Annotated in this window: 17 protein-coding genes; 5 read left to right on the forward strand and 12 right to left on the reverse strand. The window is 46.0% G+C overall.

The annotated features are described in order from the left end of the window. Positions 1 to 164 precede the first annotated feature (164 nt). Together NQ489_RS13520 and NQ489_RS13525 are read left to right on the forward strand one after the other, a co-directional pair. Complete coding sequence (locus tag NQ489_RS13520; protein ID WP_021652286.1) at positions 165 to 785, forward strand: HAD family hydrolase; 621 nt, start codon at positions 165 to 167, stop codon at positions 783 to 785. A 2-nt stretch (positions 786 to 787) separates the two neighbouring features. Next, positions 788 to 2,146, forward strand: coding sequence for an MATE family efflux transporter (locus NQ489_RS13525; protein ID WP_044962002.1), 1,359 nt, complete (start codon positions 788 to 790; stop codon positions 2,144 to 2,146). 106 nt (positions 2,147 to 2,252) lie between these two features. On the opposite strand, the gene NQ489_RS13530 is transcribed toward NQ489_RS13525, so the two are convergent. The 8 genes from NQ489_RS13530 to NQ489_RS13565 all read right to left on the reverse strand — a co-directional run bounded on the left by NQ489_RS13530 (position 2,253) and on the right by NQ489_RS13565 (position 10,633). After that, a complete protein-coding gene (locus NQ489_RS13530; protein ID WP_015527011.1) occupies positions 2,253 to 2,552 on the reverse strand; it encodes a DUF3784 domain-containing protein in 300 nt (99 codons plus the stop codon). Between the two features lie 82 nt (positions 2,553 to 2,634). Next, entirely contained in the window at positions 2,635 to 3,870 is a 1,236-nt protein-coding gene (locus NQ489_RS13535; RefSeq protein ID WP_015527010.1) for a L,D-transpeptidase family protein, read from the reverse strand. After that, entirely contained in the window at positions 3,776 to 4,270 is a 495-nt protein-coding gene (locus NQ489_RS13540) for a hypothetical protein (RefSeq protein ID WP_227945542.1), read from the reverse strand. The genes NQ489_RS13535 and NQ489_RS13540 overlap by 95 nt, the downstream gene beginning before the upstream one ends. 127 nt (positions 4,271 to 4,397) lie before the next feature. Then, the gene (locus NQ489_RS13545; RefSeq protein WP_015527008.1) at positions 4,398 to 5,750 is read right to left on the reverse strand and encodes an MATE family efflux transporter; all 1,353 of its coding nucleotides are present in this window, start codon (positions 5,748 to 5,750) and stop codon (positions 4,398 to 4,400) included. A 257-nt stretch (positions 5,751 to 6,007) separates the two neighbouring features. After that, positions 6,008 to 7,549: a 2,3-bisphosphoglycerate-independent phosphoglycerate mutase gene (gpmI, locus tag NQ489_RS13550; RefSeq protein WP_015527007.1), complete on the reverse strand. Its 1,542-nt coding sequence runs from the start codon at positions 7,547 to 7,549 to the stop codon at positions 6,008 to 6,010. Between the two features lie 211 nt (positions 7,550 to 7,760). After that, a complete protein-coding gene (locus NQ489_RS13555) occupies positions 7,761 to 9,056 on the reverse strand; it encodes a homoserine dehydrogenase (RefSeq protein WP_021652282.1) in 1,296 nt (431 codons plus the stop codon). Positions 9,057 to 9,109: 53 nt separating this feature from the next. Beyond that, positions 9,110 to 10,228 carry an Mbeg1-like protein gene (locus NQ489_RS13560; RefSeq protein ID WP_021652281.1) on the reverse strand — a complete coding sequence of 373 codons (1,119 nt, stop codon included), beginning with the start codon at positions 10,226 to 10,228 and terminating at the stop codon, positions 9,110 to 9,112. Between the two features lie 183 nt (positions 10,229 to 10,411). Further along, positions 10,412 to 10,633: a hypothetical protein gene (locus NQ489_RS13565; protein WP_021652279.1), complete on the reverse strand. Its 222-nt coding sequence runs from the start codon at positions 10,631 to 10,633 to the stop codon at positions 10,412 to 10,414. A 101-nt stretch (positions 10,634 to 10,734) separates the two neighbouring features. Between NQ489_RS13565 and NQ489_RS13570 the strand changes: the two genes are divergently transcribed. After that, positions 10,735 to 11,013, forward strand: coding sequence for a helix-turn-helix domain-containing protein (locus tag NQ489_RS13570; RefSeq protein ID WP_015527002.1), 279 nt, complete (start codon positions 10,735 to 10,737; stop codon positions 11,011 to 11,013). 115 nt (positions 11,014 to 11,128) lie between these two features. Here the strand turns inward: NQ489_RS13570 and tpiA are convergent, their stop codons facing one another. The 3 genes from tpiA to gap form a co-directional block, all read right to left on the reverse strand. Then, positions 11,129 to 11,878, reverse strand: a complete 750-nt coding sequence (gene tpiA, locus NQ489_RS13575) for a triose-phosphate isomerase (protein WP_015527001.1) — start codon at positions 11,876 to 11,878, stop codon at positions 11,129 to 11,131. 44 nt (positions 11,879 to 11,922) lie between these two features. Then, positions 11,923 to 13,119 (reverse strand): phosphoglycerate kinase, encoded by a 1,197-nt coding sequence (locus NQ489_RS13580; protein WP_015527000.1) that lies wholly within the window; start codon positions 13,117 to 13,119, stop codon positions 11,923 to 11,925. A 186-nt stretch (positions 13,120 to 13,305) separates the two neighbouring features. Further along, a complete protein-coding gene (gene gap / locus NQ489_RS13585; RefSeq protein ID WP_021652276.1) occupies positions 13,306 to 14,325 on the reverse strand; it encodes a type I glyceraldehyde-3-phosphate dehydrogenase in 1,020 nt (339 codons plus the stop codon). A 305-nt stretch (positions 14,326 to 14,630) separates the two neighbouring features. Here gap and NQ489_RS13590 point away from each other — a divergent pair, with 305 nt between their 5' ends. Both NQ489_RS13590 and NQ489_RS13595 read left to right on the forward strand, forming a co-directional pair. Beyond that, the gene (locus NQ489_RS13590; RefSeq protein WP_021652274.1) at positions 14,631 to 15,449 is read left to right on the forward strand and encodes a histidinol-phosphatase HisJ family protein; all 819 of its coding nucleotides are present in this window, start codon (positions 14,631 to 14,633) and stop codon (positions 15,447 to 15,449) included. A 75-nt stretch (positions 15,450 to 15,524) separates the two neighbouring features. Continuing rightward, entirely contained in the window at positions 15,525 to 17,669 is a 2,145-nt protein-coding gene (locus NQ489_RS13595; RefSeq protein ID WP_227945543.1) for an alpha-amylase family glycosyl hydrolase, read from the forward strand. 135 nt (positions 17,670 to 17,804) lie between these two features. Here the strand turns inward: NQ489_RS13595 and NQ489_RS13600 are convergent, their stop codons facing one another. Further along, positions 17,805 to 20,363, reverse strand: a complete 2,559-nt coding sequence (locus NQ489_RS13600; RefSeq protein ID WP_021650821.1) for an HAD-IC family P-type ATPase — start codon at positions 20,361 to 20,363, stop codon at positions 17,805 to 17,807. Between the last annotated feature and the right edge of the window lie 37 nt (positions 20,364 to 20,400).

Consider the following 20,400-nt stretch of genomic DNA (forward strand, 5'->3'; position numbering starts at 1 on the left):
AGAAAACCCGAGACATACCGCGCGAATTTATGCGATTAACATAAATTCTGTGCATCGCGAAGCGTATTGCTGAGAACGGAGTGAACAGTAACTTGTTTTGTACTATGTCCAGTACAAAGGGTTGCTTTTTTTACATATCATAGTTTTTTGGGGAGGTTTTTCTGATGGACAGTATTATTTTTGATGTTGACGGTACGCTCTGGGATTCCACCGGGATCGTAGCTGAGGCCTGGAGTGATTACCTTATCCATACGGAGCACATGGATACCGATGTAAGCGCCAAACGACTGATGGGGCTTTTCGGCCAGCTGCTGCCGGATATCGCAAAGGCTCTTTTCCCTGAGCTTCCGGAAGCAGAACAGCTTCGTATCATCGACGGCTGCTGCCAGGCAGAGCACGAGGCACTGCTTCGCAAATGTGCTCCGCTGTATCCGGATCTTGAGGAAACACTGAAGATTCTTTCCAGCCGTTTTCCTCTTTTTATCGTCAGTAACTGCCAGGCCGGATATATTGAAGTGTTCCTGAAATCCACAGGCTTCGGACACTATTTCAAGGGCCATCTCTGTCCCGGTGACACCGGCATGGCCAAAGCGGAAAATATCATGAAGATCCGCGAGGATAATAATCTTTCCGATCCGGTTTATATCGGTGATACTATAGGAGACTTTAATGCCTGCCGGAAAGCAGGAGTTCCTTTTATCTTTGCTGAATACGGTTTCGGTCAGGTGGATAAACCGGATTACCGGATCACCAGGCCTTTTGACCTTACGGAGATATGCAGATGAGTATGAAAAGATCAAAATCCATAGACCTTACTTCCGGTCCGATCCTGAAAACGCTTTCAGAGCTTGCTCTTCCTATCATGGCATCTTCCCTTCTTGGAACTGCCTATAATATCACAGATATGGCCTGGATCGGGCTTCTGGGCTCCAAGGCAGTTGCCGGTGTCGGTGTGGGCGGCATGTATGTGTGGCTTTCCCAGGGACTGGTAGCCCTTCCGAGAATGGGCGGACAGGTAAACACCGCACAATCCTGCGGCCGGAAGGATTATAAAGAGGCACGTTCCTACGCGGCCAGTGCCCTGCAGATGACCATTCTCTTCGGTCTCTTATTTTCTGCAGCAAGTATTATATTTCTTGATCCTCTGATCGGATTTTTTAATCTGACAGACCCGGAAGCATATTCTTCTGCCAGATCTTATATGCTGATCACCTGCGGACTGATCATTTTTTCCTTCCTGAACCTGACTCTCACCGGACTTTTTACAGCCCAGGGAGATTCCAGATCTCCGCTGATGGCCAATTTTCTTGGACTTGTGGGAAATATGCTCCTGGATCCGCTCCTGATCCTTGGCATTGGACCTTTTCCACGGCTTGAAACGTTAGGTGCTGCCATTGCCACAGTAACTGCACAGTTTCTGGTTTTTGCAGTGCTGGTTTTCCGGATCTTTACTTCCGGGCTGGAAACAAATGTACTTCGTGAACTTCATCTTTTTTCACGTTTTCCGGGAAAATTTTATAAAAATATCTTCCGCATTGGTTTTCCAACCGCTATCCAGAGCATGCTCTACTGTATGATCTCCATGGTACTGACCAGAATGGTTTCCGCCTTCGGTGCTGCTGCCATTGCTGTCCAACGTGTGGGCGGACAGATCGAATCCGTTTCCTGGAACACCGCGGACGGCTTTGCCTCTGCCTTAAATGCTTTTACCGCACAGAATTTCGGTGCAAAAAAATACGACCGCATCCGCCAGGGCTACCGTATTTCCTTTGGTATCCTGACAATCTGGGGCCTTATCATAACTGCAGCCTTTGTGCTGCTCCCACGCCCGATCTCCGGACTGTTTTTCCATGATCCGGAATCCCTTGGGATTTCTGTAAATTACCTGATCATCATCGGCTTCTGTGAGGCTTTCATGGCCATTGAGCTGATGACCATCGGTGCACTGTCCGGCCTTGGTATGACCAAGCTCTGCAGTATCATCAGTATTATCCTGACAGGGGCCAGAATCCCGCTTGCCATGCTGCTGACTCATGCGGGAATGGGACTCAATGGTATCTGGTGGGCACTTTCCCTTACTTCTATCGTAAAGGGAATCATCTTTACTCTGACATTCCGGCAGACCAGCCGAACGAAATTAAACTAAATACAGACAGAAAAACTCCCCGCGGATACCGGAGCCTGATCAGACAGGTTACCGTTTCACGGGGAGTTCTGCTTTTTTACCTAAAGGATAGTTCTGATACTTCTGATCATTTTTTGATACATTTTGTTCTGAGTACAAACAGAAATACCGCAAGTATCACAAACAGAATTACTACATAGGCGATCTTTGCTGCTACACTTGTGGTGAATGCGTCAACTCCTGTAGCCACTCCGATAAGTATCAGACAGATTCCTGAAACTTTTTCCATTTTTTTCTCATCATACTTCTGGGCTCTGGCCTGTGTGTTTCCGCCTTTCATAAAAAAGGAACCGTGTCCGGTAAAAAGCATAAATCCTACTACCAGTGCTGCGATTGTAAGTATAAAGCTGAATGACTGATCAAACATAATGTTTTCCTCCTGCTAAAGAACAGGAGCCACACACCGGATCACCGGCTGGCTCCTGTTTGTTTTTTGACTACAGCTCCGATCAATAGAAACAGACGATCGGAACATTATACTGGATAATGTTGTAAAGCTCTCCCGCTTTATCCGGCGGCATATTGATACAGCCGTGGGAACCTCCGGTTAGATACCGATCGCCTCCAAAATACGGCTGCCAGTCTGCATCATGGAATCCAATGCCTCCGTTAAACGGCATCCAGTAGGTTACCGGCTGTTCATAGGAATAGGTTCCGTCTGGTTTCTTGGTGCCACGTAACACATCCGGGCTCTTCTTATAGTACAAGGTGAAGATTCCAGGAGGTGTTTTTCTCTTGGGATCACTTGCAAGTCCGGATACGATATCTGATTCAAAGATCACATTTCCATCCTGATAATACCACATATACTGTTCTGTAAGGTCCACTTCAATGTAGGTATTTCCCAGATCATTCACACCATAAGAATTGGCTCTCATGGAATAAACCGGCTCTCTGGTCGTCTGAGCTCCGGACTGGATCTCCTGGGTAAGCTGTGCCACCTCTCCGTCCTGATCGATCTTCCAGCCATATGCAGAACCGGAAACCGAAACAGTTCTTCCGCTTGTTGTCTGGAACTGACGCTCTGTACCTACTGTATCATGATCCGCTGCAAGCTGTGCCACATAATCCACGATATGCTGTTTGAAGGATGCATCATCCTGGATCAGCTGGCCCTTTTCGTCAAACTGCAGCCAGTTCTTGATGGTGCTTCCATCAAGTGTTACTGTCTCATCTCCAAATGTGTAGGTGATGCTTGCCCTCGCAAAGTTATTATATGCATCCACCGTTGCCTGCAGATCTGCACTGTCGCTGGTCACATCTGCTTTCACATAAGCATCCGGGTTACTGCCAAGATCTACTTCCCCGTCATCGCTGCTGATAGCATCACTGATCATCTGATAGGCTTCTTTTACCTTCAGTTCACTTCCCACTGTCTCCGGCACGATCGTAAACTCGGAATCATTAAAGCTTACGTACGCATTCTCCGGTGCTACCTGATTCTCTTTCTGGGCACAGTTCAGTGCTTTCACTTCTGACTCCAGCTTTGACTTGTCAAAAGCTGTCTGCTCACTGGCTGTGTAAGTCGTCTTTTCAAAAAATCCTCTCACCCATTCATAGGGCTTCTGCGCTTTCAAAAGCTTCAGAACTTCACCACTGGATATATAACGATAACTGATATCCGTTCCTTCTATAGTCTGCGGTTCCTGATCTCTGGCCTTTACCTGGATGGAATAGCCTTCCATTTTTTTTTGCGATCTCCTGCTCAACCTCATATGCAGTCCTGTTGGAGCTGTCGATCCCGTTAATCGTTGTGCCCTCAAAGAAATGACTGGTGTAATAATAAGATACTCCTGCATATGCACAGCCTGCCACTACCAAAACCATGGCGGCGATCATTCCGGTCACCTTCAGTGCCTTATGCTTTTTCTTTTCGGGTATAACGATAGGTTCAAATTCAGATTCATCGATAGGTACGTAGGTGATCTTCCTTGGCCTTGCTGATTTCGAAGGTCTTGCCGACTTGTGAGCAGCTGATCTGTTATTTTTATTTTCAGGCTGAGGCTCTCCTGCAGTATCACTGACGATTTTTGCCATGGCATCATTGATCCTGTCCTCGATATCCCTCTTTTCATCGTTGCTCATATTTATTCACCTCTATGTTCATGTGCCTTCAAAAAAGGCATCTTTCCATTGATACTTTCTGGTCTTACTCACCAGCTTTTTCATTATATCATACTTTCCGGAAATTGCATCTCATTTCACGGTTTTTTTATAACTTATTTGTACCGTACAGCTTCCGCGCCATATCTTTCATAACATAGACGTACATTACCCAAAGGAGCACTGACGCAAAGATCCAGGCCACCGGACTTGCAAGACAGGTACCGATATAGCTACTTTTTCCGGCTGCAATGGTAGCGGTGATCCCTCTTCCTGCAAGCTCAGCTACACCGGCCATCATAGGAAGAAGACCATATCCCATTCCCTGGATCCCGTTTCGCAGTACATTGACAAAATACAGAGGAATAAAAAACAGTGCCACACATTTTACATAGATTGCTACCATAGGAAGCACTTCTTCAATGTTATCTGAGATAAACAGATATGCGAAATATTTTCCCGCAAAGAACAGAAAACTGCCAACAACAACAGAATATACAATTCCTATAAAATGCGAAGCCCGGAAGCCTTCCCGCACTCTCTCAAGCTTTCCGGCTCCGATATTCTGTGCATTGTAGGTAGCGCTGGCAGTTCCCTGTGCCACATATGCCTGGGTGAAGATCTGCTCGATCTTACTTCCTGCTGTAAACGCCGCCACCGCATAAGAGCCAAGCATATTTAAGGCTGACTGTACCATCATGGTTCCGATCGCCGTAATGGAATACTGCAGTCCCATTGGGATTCCCACACCGATCTGCTTGGCTGCGAGGTTACGTCTAAAATACCAGTCTTCTTTTTTCATACGGAGCTCCGGCACAAACTTCCAGATATATACCAGACATAAGACTCCTGAAACTCCCTGGGAAATAATGGTAGCCCAGGCTGCTCCAGGTGCTCCCAGCTTAAACACGATGATAAATACAAGGTCAAGCACAATATTCAGCATTGCAGATAAGATCAGAAAATACAGTGGTACCTTACTGTTTCCCAGTGCACGGAGGATACTGGCCAGGATATTATATAATGCCTGGGCAAAAATCCCTCCGCAGATGATCATAACGTAAGCATATGCATCCTTGAAAATATCATCCGGCGTATGCATAAATTTCAGAAGTGCATGCATACCTGTCATGCTGACTGCTGTCATCACTGCCGAGACCAGCGCTGTCAGGATCAGTGCATTTCCCACGGTCTGACGCATCTCATCCATTTTTCCCGCACCGTACTTCTGTGCAGTCAGTACGGTAAAACCGGCAGTAAGTCCCAGAAGAAAGCCTATGATCAAAAAGATGATAGTTCCTGTTGAGCCAACTGCCGCCAGTGCCTTTGTTCCTACAAATTTTCCTACAACCACCGCATCTACCATATTGTAGAACTGCTGAAATACATTACCAATAAATACCGGGATCGTAAATCCCAGGAGCACTTTTACCGGTTTTCCCTGTGTCATGTCTGTTTTCATGAAATCTTTTTTCCCCCCATTTAATTTGATCGTTCATAAACTTTGTGCTGCTTTTTGTTATTCTTTTTATTATTCTTTCTGTAACTTTACAGTTGCTCAAAAGTTACCTGTTTTTATGTATCAGAGGGATTATAGTTGAAATGGAATGATTTTACAAGATGATTTTGAAAATTTTTTTCATGTGTGGAAACAGAAACAATCGGATGAAAAAATCCCGGCAGATCCGTAAAAATCTGCCGGGATTCCGTGAAGCTTATTTATTTCTCAACAAGAAGAGACTCTCCTGTCATTTCCTTCGGCTGCTCCATACCCATAAGCTGGATCAGAGTCGGAACGATATCTGCAAGACATCCGTTCTCACGAAGTGTGTATTTCGGATCTGCGTTTACAAGGATAAACGGTACCGGGTTAGTTGTATGAGCTGTCCATGGCTCACCTGTTTCATAATTTACAAGCTGCTCTGCGTTACCATGGTCAGCGCAGATAAAGAGCTGTCCGTCAACCTCTTTGATTGCCTCTACAGCCTTACCAACACACGCATCAACAGTCTCAACAGCCTTGATCGCAGCTGCCTCAACACCTGTATGGCCAACCATATCCGGGTTCGCAAAGTTGATGATGATCACATCATATTTGTCAGATTTGATCGCCTCTACAAGCTTCTCGCAAACCTCCGGTGCACTCATCTCCGGCTGCATATCGTAGGTCGGAACCTTCGGGGATTTTACAAGGATTCTGTCCTCTCCTTTGTTTGGTTCCTCAACACCACCGTTGAAGAAGAATGTAACATGTGCATATTTCTCTGTCTCGGCGATACGTGCCTGTGTCATATCGTGAGCTGCAAGGTACTCACCGAAGGTATTGTGAAGAAGAACCTTGTGGAATGCTACCAGCTTGTTCTGGATGGTATCATCATACTCTGTGAAGCATACGAATGTGGTATCCAGTCTCTTTGCTCTCTCAAAGCCCTTAAAATCGTCATCACAGAAAGCTCTTGTGATCTCTCTTGCACGGTCCGGACGGAAGTTGAAGAATACAACGGAATCCTTATCGGAAATAGTTGCAACCGGTTTGCCGTCCTTCTCGATAACAGTCGGAAGCACAAATTCATCTGTCTTGTCATCATCATAGGAAGCCTGAACTGCTGCTGCAGCATCTGTTCCCTTTACGCCTTCGCCCTGTGTAAGAGCTTTATATGCAAGCTCAACACGATCCCAGCGGTTATCACGATCCATTGCATAATAACGTCCGGAGATCACACCGATCTCACCAACGCCGATCTCTTTCATTTTAGCTTCCAGCTGCTCTACAAACTCTTTACCGGATGCAGGCGGTGTGTCACGTCCATCCAGGAAGCAGTGTACGTAAACTTTCTTGAGTCCCTCTCTCTTTGCCATCTCAAGAAGTCCGTAGAGATGTGTATTGTGGCTGTGTACGCCACCGTCAGAAAGAAGTCCCATAAAATGAATCGCGGAATCGTTGTCTTTTGCATTCTTCATAGCAGAAAGAAGTGCCTCATTCTTGAAGAAATCGCCGTCCTGGATCTCTTTTGTGATCCTTGTAAGCTCCTGGTATACGATACGGCCTGCGCCCATGTTCATATGACCAACCTCGGAGTTACCCATCTGTCCGTCCGGAAGACCTACCGCAAGACCGCTGGCATTGCCTTTTACAAACGGATAATCTTTCATGAGTCCGTCCATAACCGGTGTTTTTGCCTCATATACAGCATTTCCGTCATGTCTGTCATTGAGTCCGTATCCATCAAGGATCATTAAAACTGTTGGTTTTTTGCTCATAATTTTCCCCTTCTTATCTTTGATCGAAAATCTGTCCGGCACAGCTCTTCACTGATTCTGAAACCCTCTGTACCATTCAGGATTCTTTTGTTTTCCATTTTATATAGTACCAAAATCCAGAAATTTTGCAACGTTTTCTTTGACAAAAATTTGTCTGTTTTCAATTTCCCGACAACTGATACGGCTGATCTGTAAATTTACGCGAAAGATATTATTTCTGGTATACACGGATCATAGAAGAAATCTTTCTTACAGATGCGCTGTTTTCCAGTTCTTCCTTAACCTTAAAGAAAGCGCCCTCGCTTACAAGTTTGGTGATCACAACAACCTCTGCGGTATCCGGTCTCTTGCTTTCTTTCTGCATGATCTGTGCCACGCTTGCCTGATATTTTGCAAAATGCTCCAGGATTTCAGCCAGCACACCGCAGCGGTCCTCTACCTGCAGGCGGAGGAAATAACGGTTATGGGTATCTGCCATATTTTTTACCGGAAGTGTCTTATAGCAGGTGCAGCCTACTCTTCCGCAGCAATCTGCCTTCATATTACGGACTACCTCAAATACATCACCGGCAACCGCACTTGCTGTAGGAAGCTCACCTGCTCCACGTCCGTAGAACATGGTATCTCCTACTGCATCTCCGTGTACAAAAACCGCATTATAAGAATCATTGACGGATGCAAGGGGATGCTCTGCCGGGATCAGCATCGGGCAGACATAGGCCTCAACGCCGTCCTCCTGACAGCGTGCAACACCCAGAAGCTTGATCTCGCAGCCCATTTCTTTTGCGTAACGGATATCCTTTGCCGTGATCTTTGTGATTCCTTCTATATGAACATTATCAAGGGTAACTCTGGAATTAAAGGCAACTGATGCAAGGATGGCAACCTTTCTTCCAGCATCAATTCCCTCGATATCTGCAGTAGGATCTGCCTCTGCATATCCAAGTTCTGTAGCAAGAGCAAGAGCATCTGAAAATTCCATTCCCTCCTGGGACATCTTGGTAAGGATAAAGTTCGTAGTTCCGTTTACGATTCCCATAACTTCCGTTACATGGTTGGCCTCAAGACTGTTCTTCAACGGGCTGATGATCGGGATTCCTCCGGCAACTGCTGCCTCAAACAGAAAATCCTTCTGCGCTGCCCTGGCAGTTTCCAGGATCTCTTTTCCGTGGACTGCGATCAGATCCTTGTTTGCAGTTACAACGTTCTTGCCAGCTTTCAGTGCTGCAAGGATATAAGTACGTGCCGGCTCGATCCCGCCGATCAGCTCGATCACAATATCAATGGAAGGATCTCCCTCAATATCTGCCCAGTCTGTTGTAAGAACAGAAGGATCGTCTACCTTCCCGGACGCTTTCTCAAGGTTACGCACCAGGATCTTTGTGATCTTTACCTGGCATCCAAGCTTGGCTGTCATTTCCTGCTCCTGGCTTTTGATCACTTTATATACACCGGTTCCTACTGTTCCGAGACCAAGAAGGGCCGCATTTACGACTTTTTCGTTCATTTTCTGATGTCCCCTTTCCGTTTTTTCCAATTTTTATCAAAGTAACTCCTATGTTATGGCAGAAAACGCTTTTTGTCAAGTTCCGGCAGAGGAAGTAATTCCAGCCAGCTGCCAAAAAGTCCGGTGATCAGTTCCTGCACCATAGCTTTTGACTGTGGATCCAGTTTATCCAGCTGGCGCACCATGGCAGCCAGACTTTTCAGACCACCTTCCTGGATTTGGGAAATGGTATCTGCTCCGGTTGCTTCCAACACAGAAAAGAGTTCCCCGATGAGATGCTCTCTCTGTTTTTCATCCATATGGTCGATCCATTTATGAAGACTTCGATCTGACGCCGCAGCTCTTCTTGTCAAACTTTCTTTCTCTATAAAGGATGGCCCCATTACCTCCCAGGTAAAAGCATCATGCTGCAGGATCCCCTTCTGTGTACTGGCTACGATCCGCGGATCTTTCTGGTGGCTGAGCAGCATACCGATCACAGATGCCTCGGGAATGATACGAGTGACTTTTGGCAAAACCCTTTCCACTCTTCCGGGACTGAAAAATCCTTCCGGGAAACCCGGGCCATCATTATCATAGACAGAAAGAAGCTTTTCCTGCAGGATGTCACTGCACTGCATCGCTGCATACATAGCCAGATTTCCTCCTTTGGAATGACCGCCGATCCGCAGCATGGACTGTATATAAGTTCCATGCGTTTCCAGATATCCCAACGCCTTTCTGTGCGAAGGAACAACTCCGTTGCTTAAGTTAAAATCCTCCTTCCATCCCACAATGGTATCATCGGTTCCCCGAAAGGAAATATATGTGGTTCCATCATCCAGTCCTATAGTCACTGCCGCAAACTGCTGAGCCTGACTGGAAAGGATTTCATTGACAAAGCCTCCTACTGTACATTTCCGGAATCTCTCCGCACAGGCCATTTTTTCAAGGAGCACCGGTGTATTCTGCAGAAAGGCGCTTTCTGCTTTCAGATCCTTCTTCATTTCCCGTCTGGAAAAAGCCGCAAAGAGTTCTTCTACAGAAAGAGTATTTCCGTTTTTTACTTCTGCCCTCTCATCCAGATCAAGATAGGAAAAACACGCCAGTATCAGATTGTCAACTTCATTAAAGGGTGACTGCTCAAAGGTAAGATCTCCTCTCCAGTCAAGATAATCCAGAATATTCCCCATAAAATCCTCCGCAAATGATCATATAAGCGTCTTACGCACAGCTGCAGGCTTTCTTTCTATTATAATACGTAACGGCTGCATCACAGCACAGCCATCTGATGCGTTTCTGCCGTTATCAGATAACCGTTTTCTGAAACGACATACCCTGCCAGATATTTATTGTTATCATACCATAAATCCTGATCATTTGCTCCTTTCATCCATTTTTTTTCTGAGATAAAGGATGTAATGAATGCAGCCGCAGGTAAAAGCCGGAAACAGTATCGACAGGCCTGCTGCTGACATCATATAGATCACTGCCCCTTTTCCGTCATCCGGTGTTCCTGCCACAAAGCAGTAGAACATGGTAGCTGAAAAATACAGTGTGATCACCACTGAAATTAAGATTTTAAAAAACTTCCTCATTGCTTCTCCTTTCTGTAGTGTCGATATAAGGACACTGTTGTGATTCCAATTTTACCTTCATAATAAGATTAATTCAAGGATGAATCGGACAGGATATATATATGATAAAATATGACAGATTTTGGGTCACGATGAAGGAGCGTGGAATCACTCAGTATGATCTTTATGAACATTACCAGATCACCCGTTCACTTCTGGACAGACTTCGAAAAAATAAAAATGTTGAAATTTATACCATAGACAGGCTGTGTTCCATTCTCCACTGCGAGATCGAGGACATTGTGGAACACGTTCCCGAGCCTGACGAAAGGAACGAACATACAGAAAAAGCTTCAGAGAAAAACAATCCTTACTCTGAAGATAAGAAAAACTCTCTCTGACTGTGATCAGATGCAGCTTTTTTGTTGGCTGTGCTATCCGTGTCAGGGAGAGTTTTTCTGGTTTTTTTATAAAAAGATATAAAAAAAGGGGCCGAAGCCCCTTTTTAAGTGAATCTTATTTGTAGTTTACGATCTTTCCGAAATCTGGTTTCAGGGAAGCGCCACCTACAAGACCGCCGTCGATGTCAGCCTGAGCGAATAAGTCAGGAGCTGTTGCAGCGTTTACAGATCCGCCGTACTGGATACGGATCTCTGCTGCTGTAGCGTCATCATAGATCTCAGCGATGCATTTACGGATATCAGCGCAAACCTCCTGAGCCTGCTCTGTTGTAGCTGTCTTACCTGTTCCGATAGCCCAGATCGGCTCGTAAGCGATAACTGCTGTCTTAGCCTGATCAGCTGTAACACCCTGGAATCCAACCTTAACCTGCTGACGGATGAAGTCCATTGTCACGCCCTGCTCTCTCTGAGTAAGTGTCTCACCGCAGCACATGATCGGTGTGATACCATGCTCGAAAGCTTTAAGCATTTTTTTGTTAACGTCTTCGTTTGTCTCACCGAAGTATTCTCTTCTCTCGGAATGTCCAAGTACTACGTACTTAACGCCTGCGTCTACGAGCATAGCAGGAGCGATCTCGCCTGTATAAGCACCTTTCTCCTCGAAGTACATGTTCTCAGCACCAACCTGGATGTTTGTTCCTTTAGCTGCCTCAACAACAGGAATGATGTCGATAGCCGGTACGCAGAATACTACATCAACTTCGTCGTTAACAACAAGCGGTTTTAAAGTCTCAACCAGCTTTACAGCCTCGCTTGGTGTCATGTTCATTTTCCAGTTTCCAGCAATGATTTTCTTTCTTGCCATGGTTTTATCTCCTTTTTTGTGTTCTTGGAACACTTTATTTTTTATCAGTCTTTATCGTTAGCTGCTGCTACACCCGGAAGCTCTTTTCCCTCAAGGAACTCAAGAGAAGCACCGCCGCCTGTGGAGATGTGTGTCATCTTGTCGCCATATCCGAGGATATTTACAGCTGCTGCAGAATCACCGCCACCGATGATCGTTGTTGCATCTGTCTCAGCAAGAGCTTTGGCAACTGCTTCTGTACCATGAGCGAAGTTCGGCATCTCGAAGCATCCCATCGGTCCGTTCCATACAACAGTCTTGGCATCTTTTACAGCGTCTGCAAAAAGCTTCTCAGTCTCCGGTCCGATATCCATTCCTTCCCATCCGTCCGGAATCTCACCACGTTTTACAACCTGGATGTTGCAGTCGTTGGAGAAGTTATCACCGATTCTGTTATCTACAGGAAGAAGAAGCTTCACGCCCTTCTCCTCTGCTTTCTTCATCATGTCAAGAGCATACTGAAGGTAATCATCCTCGCAGAGGGATGTTCCGATATGTCCGCCCATAGCCTTGGAGAACGTATAGGACATACCACCACCGATGATCAGTGTATCTACCTTGTCAAGAAGGTTGTTGATTACAGAGATCTTGCTGGAAACCTTAGCACCGCCAAGAATTGCTACGAATGGTCTCTCCGGATTGTTTACAGCGTTTCCAAGGAAATCGATCTCTTTCTGCATCAGATATCCTACAACTGCTGTTTTTACATATTTGGTAACACCTACGTTAGAGCAGTGAGCTCTGTGAGCAGTTCCGAATGCATCATTTACAAATACATCACAGAGGGAAGCAAGATCTTCGCTGAACTTGTCTTCGTTCTTTGTCTCTTCTGCACGATAACGTGTGTTCTCAAGAAGAACTACATCGCCATCTTTCATCTCTGCTACAGCAGCTTTTGCGTTCGGTCCTACTACCTCAGGATCTGCTGCAAATTTTACTTCCTGGCCAAGAAGCTCAGAAAGACGAACTGCTACAGGTGCAAGAGAAAGCTCCGGTTTCGGCTCTCCCTTCGGTTTTCCAAGGTGGGAGCAAAGGATAACCTTTCCGCCGTCTGCGATCAGTTTCTTGATTGTAGGAAGAGCAGCTACAAGACGGTTCTCATCTGTGATCTTTCCATCCTGAAGCGGAACATTGAAGTCGCATCTTACAAGTACTTTCTGTCCTTTTACATTGATATCGTCAACACTTTTTTTGTTCAGCATCTCTATATCTCCTTAACTTTTATTTCTGCAAAAGCAGATGAATAAGGGCGAGCGGTATTGTTGTCCGCTCTGTTAACAGTCATTTCCTCAGACATTTTTTTGTTTGATCTTTTGGAAAAAAAGGGCCCGGTCCTCTTCAGACCGGACCCTTTCTGAGTCTATTCTTCTACACCCGTTCGCAGAAAATTAAGCGTTCAGAAGTTTTCCGAAGTGCTTGATTGTACGAACCATCTGGCTTGTGTAGGAGTTCTCGTTGTCATACCAGGAAACTACCTGAACCTCTGTTGTGCCATTCTCAAGTGGAAGTACCATTGTCTGAGTAGCATCGAAGAGGGAACCAAATCTCATACCAACGATATCGCTGGATACGATCTCATCCTCGTTGTATCCGAAGGACTCATTGGAAGCTGCTTTCATAGCTGCGTTGATCTGCTCTTTAGTAACGTTTCCTTCAACTACTGCTGTAAGGATTGTTGTAGAACCTGTTGGGGTAGGTACACGCTGTGCAGAACCGATAAGTTTGCCGTTAAGCTCTGGGATAACAAGTCCGATAGCTTTAGCAGCACCTGTGCTGTTCGGAACGATGTTAACTGCAGCTGCACGGGATCTTCTCAGATCGCCTTTTCTCTGCGGTCCGTCAAGTGTCATCTGATCGCCTGTGTAAGCGTGGATTGTGCACATGATACCGGATTTGATCGGTGCAAGATCGTTAAGAGCCTTAGCCATTGGTGCAAGGCAGTTTGTTGTACAGGAAGCTGCGGAGATGATCTTGTCCTCGTTTGTAAGACCCTGATGGTTTACGTTGTAAACGATTGTCTTAAGGTCGTTTCCAGCCGGAGCGGAAATAACTACGTGCTTAGCACCTGCATCGATATGAGCCTGAGCTTTGTCTTTGGATGTGTAGAAACCTGTGCACTCAAGAACTACGTCTACACCGATCTCTCCCCATGGAAGCTCTGCAGCGTTAGCCTTAGCATAGATTTTGATCTCTTTTCCGTCTACTGTGATGGAATCCTCGCCTGCTGTTACTTTATCAGCAAGAGCATATCTTCCCTGTGTAGAATCATATTTTAATAAGTGAGCAAGCATCTTAGGAGATGTAAGATCGTTGATTGCTACGATCTCAAATCCTTCTGCTCCAAACATCTGACGGAATGCAAGACGACCGATACGTCCAAAACCATTAATTGCAACTTTTACTGCCATGATAAATTCCTCCTATGAATTGAATGGTGATTTAAATCGTTCCTTTGTTAAAGAAACATCAACCTGTTTCATATTGTACCTAATTCCAAACAAAAATTCAAGAGCTATTTATAAAAAAGAACATTAAAATAAATATTAAGAAAATTTCTGAAAAATGTGCTATAATTCTCTGATAGAAAGTTCTGTCCTGCTGATTCCCAAAACGGATATCTATATTCCCGCTGGAAGTTTGACTTTCCCGGATTCATAACAGGCAGATACGATCATTGTCACAGAATATAAAGGCTTGAATATGGAGGTACAAAATGGACCAGAAAATTTTATGGGACTGCCATATGCACTCCTCTTTTTCCGCAGATTCCGATACACCGATGGAAGAAATGATCCAGACTGCCGCAGACCAGGGTCTCACGGGAATCTGTTTTACTGAACATTTTGATCCGGATTATCCCGATACTCCGGAAAATCTTGATTTTTCCCTGAACATCCCTGCATACCGCCAGAAACTTGAGAGTCTTGCGGATGCTTTTAAAGACCAGATTCAGGTTAACTTCGGGATCGAGCTTGGACTTCAGCCTCAGCTTGCAGAATCTTTTTCCGATCTTCTGAAAGAAGTTCCCTTTGATTTCGTTATTGGTTCCTCCCATGTGGTGCACGGATACGATCCTTATTATCCTTCTTATTTTGAGGGCCGTAAGGAATCCGCATGCTACATGGAATATTTTGAATCCATCCTGGAAAATATCGCTGCTTTTGACGAGATGGATGTGTACGGACATATCGACTATGTAGTACGTTATGGTCCAAATCAGAACCGTCAGTATTCTTACGGACGATATAAGGAGATCCTGGACGAGATCCTGCGGACATTGATCCACAAAAATGTGGGAATCGAGCTGAACACAGGCGGTTATCACTACGGGCTTGGTGAACCGAATCCCTGTGTCAATATTATCCGACGTTACCGTGAGCTTGGCGGTGAGATCATCACCATCGGTGCAGATGCCCATACTCCGGATAAGATCGGCTATGCTTTTGACAAGGCGGCTGATGTTCTCCGTGAATGTGGTTTTTCCTATTATGCTGTATTTAAAAACCGCCGTCCTGTTTTTCATAAGCTGTAGCTCTGTTTCTCTCTCCGGTGAGAGAGTTTACATTTTTATACCGAAAATATCATTTTATCTAAGGAGGAACTCTATATGTCAACAAAAAGACTCCAGAAAAAGAAAGCTGCCATGCAGGCAAAAAAAGAAAAGCAACTGAAAAAAAATACCTCTGCTGCCGGCACCAGTTCCAGTGCTGCCAAATCTGTTGAAAATGCTAAAGCCGAAGTGAAAAAACTTGAAACCGTAAAGAAGGAAACGCTTAAAGTCGAAACTTCCAAAACTGAACCGATCAAAGTCGAGACTTCCAAGACCGAACCGATCAAGGTCGAGACTTCCAAGATTGAACCGATCAAAGTCGAGACTTCCAAGACCGAACCGATCAAGGTCGAGACTTCCAAGACCGAACCGATCAAGGTCGAGACTTCCAAGACCGAGCCGATCAAGGTTGAGACTTCCAAGACCGAACCGATCAAGGTCGAGACTTCCAAGACCGAGCCGATCAAGGTTGAGACTTCCAAGACCGAACCGATCAAGGTCGAGACTTCCAAGACTGAGCCGGCGAAAGTTACTACTTCCAAGACCGAGCCTCTGAAAGTCGAAACTTCCAAGGAGGACACAGCTTACGATGCCCTCTACGAGAAACGTCTGAAACACTACTACAATGATCTGAAATGGCTTTACTGCGAACTGTTCCGCGATCACCCGGAAGTTACCGGCACATTCTCAAGCCTCACAAAAAAGATGAAAGAAATCTACCGTGAGCGTTCTCTTTCCATGAAGGAAGCCGACCAGAACTGCGCTGCAGATCCTGATTGGTTCCGTAAGACTACTTTCACCGGAATGGCTGTAAATCCTGCTGACTTCGCAGATACTCTTTCCGGGCTGTCCGATAAACTGGACTATATCAGTGAATGCAAAGCAGACACTCTGTACCTGACAGATCTTTTCCAGGCAACCTCCAACTGCTCTCTTCGCATTATCCCGGAGATCGGAACCTCCGAAGATCTGTACACACTTGCAGCTAACTGTAGGAAAGCAGGTATCCGCCTGGCTCTTGAGATCCCGTTAAGTCTTTCTGTGGATGACCCACAGTCCGGTGCGCCATGTGTGCTCCAGACTCCGGCTTATTTCAATGCAATGCTTCTTCAGATCATGGAGCTTGCAAATGAAGGTGCTTCTGTATTCAGCCTTGGTATCCTTCCGATGATGCCGGAAGAAAATCTCTGGAAGCTTCACTCTCTGCTGCGTATGACCCGAATGGTGTGTGAGATCGTATGCCCCGGAATTCTTCTCCTTGGCGAAACAGACCGCCCACCTGCAGAGGCTGCTGCATTTGGCGGAACTTCCGATATGCCGGAACTTCACATTGTAAACAGCACCCAGCTGATGTCCGATCTCTGGCATACCGTTGCCACAAAGGACACTGCCCTTCTCCGCCGGGGAATCGACAGAGCTGCAGACCTTCCGCAGGCACCGGTATTCCAGAATTACCTCCGTAACCGCAACACGGTACGCTGGAATCTGGACTATGATTTCCTGAAAGGAAGCTTTATCACAGAAGGGCCTCACAGAGATTATCTGAATGAATTCCTGGCAGGTATTTTCCCTGATTCCTTTGCCCGGGGTGAAATTTATGTAAATCCGGAAACCGAGGAATCCGAGCTCTGCGGAACAACCGCATCTCTTGCAGGAATCGAGCGTTTTGATTATGAAGGAAATATGGAGGGTGTCAGCCGGGGAATCCGCTATGACGTAGCACTTCATGCATTGCTTCTTTCCCTCCCCGGAATTCCGGTACTTCGAAGCGGTGACGAGGTCGGACAGCTGAATGACTACACCTATAAAACAGACATTTCCAAAGCAGCTGATCCTCGCTGGCTCCACAATGGACGTTTCAACTGGGCACTTGCCCGGAACAGAGCCGATGCCGAAACGATCCAGGGACGCATTTTCAACAGCCTTGAACAGCTGGAATCCATCCGTGCCAGCCATTCGGTATTTGCACCTGAAGTTTCTGCACATACACTGGAAACCTGGGAAAAAGCTCTCCTTGCCCTGGTAAGAGAAACTTCTGAAGAAAAGCTGATCTGCATCTACAACTTCAGCGACCAGGATAAGGTAGCCTGGATCAACGAACAGGACGGTACCTACACAGATCTTCTCACAGGAGTTCAGAGAGACGCACAGGCTGTAGAGATCCCGGCCTTCGGATTTATCTGGCTTATGCACACAAAATAATAGCTTTGTCAGGCGGATATCCACAATCTGCATTCTCTACACAGCTCTGCACCGGATAACTGCTTCACAGTTTATTTGCAAAAAAAGGACACTGCCATTTTCAACGGGCAGTGTCCTTTTTTATTTCTCATATTATTATTTTCTCAGCTTATCAATAAATGCAGCAAATTTCCCCTGTTCCCCACTATCCAGCGAACGGCTGTAAATATTTCTGAGCCAGGCCGTGATCACATCGATCAGGATCGGAGAAAATGTCATCAGAAGGAACACCAGAATGATCATTCCGAATTCCAGCGATCCCAGTGTCAGAAGATTCTGCAGAACCACCGCCGCACCGAAAAAGATCACCTGCATACTGTAAATGATCACCTTTCGATACTTATTCAGAGGTGCGTAAACTGTCTTAAGTGCCGCCATATAATTCCATCCTGTTACAAGCACACAGGCTGTATTCAGCATAACATTGGAATGGTATACATTCTGGCATACCAGCATCACACTGAACACACAGCCCGTGATGGTCACAGCAGCCGGAAATGCATTCATAAATACATGACGCAAAAATGTATGGTCGATCTTCTCATAATTATTCTCCTGTGCCAGAAGGAATGTAGGAATACCAACAGCGCAGGCACTGATCAGAGACATCTGGATCGGCTCAAAGGGATAGGAATCCCCGAAGAAGATCGTGATCAGTGACAGCAGCACGGAAAAAATCGTTTTGATCAGAAACATAGATGCCGCAGTACGGATATTGTTTACAACCCGGCGTCCCTGATTCACAATTTCCGGCATTGCTGCAAAATTAGAATCCAGCAATACCACATTGGCAATATTCTTGGCCGCATCACTGCCCTCAGCCATGGCAATACTGCAGTCCGCCTCTTTAAGCGCCAGAACATCATTGACACCATCACCGGTCATGGCAACCGTATGCTTCTGAGCCTGCAAAGACTTCACCATTGCCTGTTTCTGCTGAGGTGTTACACGCCCGAACACACTATATTCTGCAACTGCCTCGTCCATCTGTTCCTGAGTTGTGATCGTTGTCGCATCGATATAATGCTCTGCATTTTTAAGGCCTGCACGTCTGGCAATTGCAGAAACCGTCATCGGATCATCACCGGAGATCACTTTCAGATCAACACCCTGACTTTCGAAATATGCCAGCGTATCCGGTGCCTCTGCACGGATCACATCGGTAATAAGCAAAAGTCCGACAGGTTCCAGTCCCTCCGGAAGCTCCGCTCCCTCACTCACATTTACACTATGGGCAAGAACCAACACACGAAGACCTTCCTCTGCAAATCTGCCACAATACTCCATCAGCTCCGGGTTCCCTTCCGGAAAAAGAAACTGCGCTGCACCCATCAGATAAGTACCTGTATCTGTAAATGCAGCTCCGCTGTACTTCCTGTCAGAAGAAAACGGGATCACATGATCCAGCTCCATATCCTGAGATACTTTAAATCTTGCCCTGAGTGCATCGGCAGTGGCATTCTGATCCTTCAGCACAGAAAGCAGATTTCCCATGATATGCTCGATCTCCCGGGTCTTCTCCGGATCTTCCTGACTATGTTTCTCCGGGTCAGCTTCTGACTTTTCCTGTAATACGAGATTCGCGCTTCCATCCTCCTTTGCGATCGCATCTGTTGCTGAAACTGCAGAAGTCGCAGAACTCTCAGTTCCATCGCTGTCACCTTCGCCGGATTCAGGATCTTTCCCGGATATTGTCTCTGAAATCTCATCATACACCGGCGGATAGTTCTCCACCGCCTCCACACACATGGTACCCTCTGTGATAGTTCCTGTCTTATCCAGGCAGAGCGTATCCACGCGTGCAAGAGTTTCTATACAGTACAGCTCCTGCACCAGCGTCTTCTTCTGGGCAAGCTTCAGCGCACCCAGAGTCAGTGCCACACTGGTAAGAAGGACCAGTCCCTCCGGGATCATTCCCAGGACCGCTGCAACCATATTGACAACAGAATCCCGGATATTGTCTCCCACAAAATAATACTGTTTATAAAAAAGCAGCGCACCCATTGGTACGATAATGATACTGATCACCTTCAGAATGGCATTCAGGGAATTTCTAAGCTCTGAATTATGGCGTTTGAATTCCTTTGCCTCGCTGGTGATCCTTGACGCATAGTTGTCACTTCCCACATGGATGATCTGGCAACAGGCCTGTCCCGCCGTCACAAAGCTTCCGGAAAAAAGCTCATCTCCCGGATTCTTCGGAAGATTGTCTGCCTCACCGGTAAGCAGAGATTCATTGACCTCAAGACTTCCCTCCAGGATCTTCGCATCTGCCGGAACCTGTTCTCCGGCCTTCAGGAATATCAGATCATCGACAACCAGCTTCTCTGTAGAAATTTTCCATTTTTTTCCTTCACGCAGAACAACCGTCTTGGATTCTGTCAGGATGGCCAGCTTGTCAATCGTCTTCTTGGCACGGACCTCCTGAATGATCCCGATCACGGTATTAATAAAAATGATTCCTACAAACATGGAGTTTTTGTAGGAACCAACCAGCAGTACGAGAACCAGCAGCACCAGGTTCAGAAAATTGAAGAATGTCAACGTATTCTCCAGAATGATCTGCTTATATGTCCTGGTGTTGGGGTTTTCGTTATTATTTACCTGGCCCTGCGCAATTCTTTCCTGAACTTCTTCGTTCGTAAGTCCTGTCATGCTTCTTACTTACCTGTCCTTTCAATGGCTTACGGTT

The organism is Blautia sp. KLE_1732_HM_1032, from assembly GCF_025147905.1.
Classification (GTDB): domain Bacteria; phylum Bacillota; class Clostridia; order Lachnospirales; family Lachnospiraceae; genus Blautia_A; species Blautia_A fusiformis.

What these genes read in the sequence shown, in the direction of transcription:
- NQ489_RS13520 (WP_021652286.1), top strand. Translation starts at nt 165, where the DNA reads ATGGACAGTATTATTTTTGATGTTGACGGTACGCTCTGGGATTCCACC.
- NQ489_RS13525 (WP_044962002.1), top strand. Translation starts at nt 788, where the DNA reads ATGAAAAGATCAAAATCCATAGACCTTACTTCCGGTCCGATCCTGAAA.
- NQ489_RS13530 (WP_015527011.1), bottom strand. Translation starts at nt 2,552, where the DNA reads ATGTTTGATCAGTCATTCAGCTTTATACTTACAATCGCAGCACTGGTA.
- NQ489_RS13535 (WP_015527010.1), bottom strand. Translation starts at nt 3,870, where the DNA reads ATGGAAGGCTATTCCATCCAGGTAAAGGCCAGAGATCAGGAACCGCAG.
- NQ489_RS13540 (WP_227945542.1), bottom strand. Translation starts at nt 4,270, where the DNA reads ATGAGCAACGATGAAAAGAGGGATATCGAGGACAGGATCAATGATGCC.
- NQ489_RS13545 (WP_015527008.1), bottom strand. Translation starts at nt 5,750, where the DNA reads ATGAAAACAGACATGACACAGGGAAAACCGGTAAAAGTGCTCCTGGGA.
- gpmI (WP_015527007.1), bottom strand. Translation starts at nt 7,549, where the DNA reads ATGAGCAAAAAACCAACAGTTTTAATGATCCTTGATGGATACGGACTC.
- NQ489_RS13555 (WP_021652282.1), bottom strand. Translation starts at nt 9,056, where the DNA reads ATGAACGAAAAAGTCGTAAATGCGGCCCTTCTTGGTCTCGGAACAGTA.
- NQ489_RS13560 (WP_021652281.1), bottom strand. Translation starts at nt 10,228, where the DNA reads ATGGGGAATATTCTGGATTATCTTGACTGGAGAGGAGATCTTACCTTT.
- NQ489_RS13565 (WP_021652279.1), bottom strand. Translation starts at nt 10,633, where the DNA reads ATGAGGAAGTTTTTTAAAATCTTAATTTCAGTGGTGATCACACTGTAT.
- NQ489_RS13570 (WP_015527002.1), top strand. Translation starts at nt 10,735, where the DNA reads ATGATAAAATATGACAGATTTTGGGTCACGATGAAGGAGCGTGGAATC.
- tpiA (WP_015527001.1), bottom strand. Translation starts at nt 11,878, where the DNA reads ATGGCAAGAAAGAAAATCATTGCTGGAAACTGGAAAATGAACATGACA.
- NQ489_RS13580 (WP_015527000.1), bottom strand. Translation starts at nt 13,119, where the DNA reads ATGCTGAACAAAAAAAGTGTTGACGATATCAATGTAAAAGGACAGAAA.
- gap (WP_021652276.1), bottom strand. Translation starts at nt 14,325, where the DNA reads ATGGCAGTAAAAGTTGCAATTAATGGTTTTGGACGTATCGGTCGTCTT.
- NQ489_RS13590 (WP_021652274.1), top strand. Translation starts at nt 14,631, where the DNA reads ATGGACCAGAAAATTTTATGGGACTGCCATATGCACTCCTCTTTTTCC.
- NQ489_RS13595 (WP_227945543.1), top strand. Translation starts at nt 15,525, where the DNA reads ATGTCAACAAAAAGACTCCAGAAAAAGAAAGCTGCCATGCAGGCAAAA.
- NQ489_RS13600 (WP_021650821.1), bottom strand. Translation starts at nt 20,363, where the DNA reads ATGACAGGACTTACGAACGAAGAAGTTCAGGAAAGAATTGCGCAGGGC.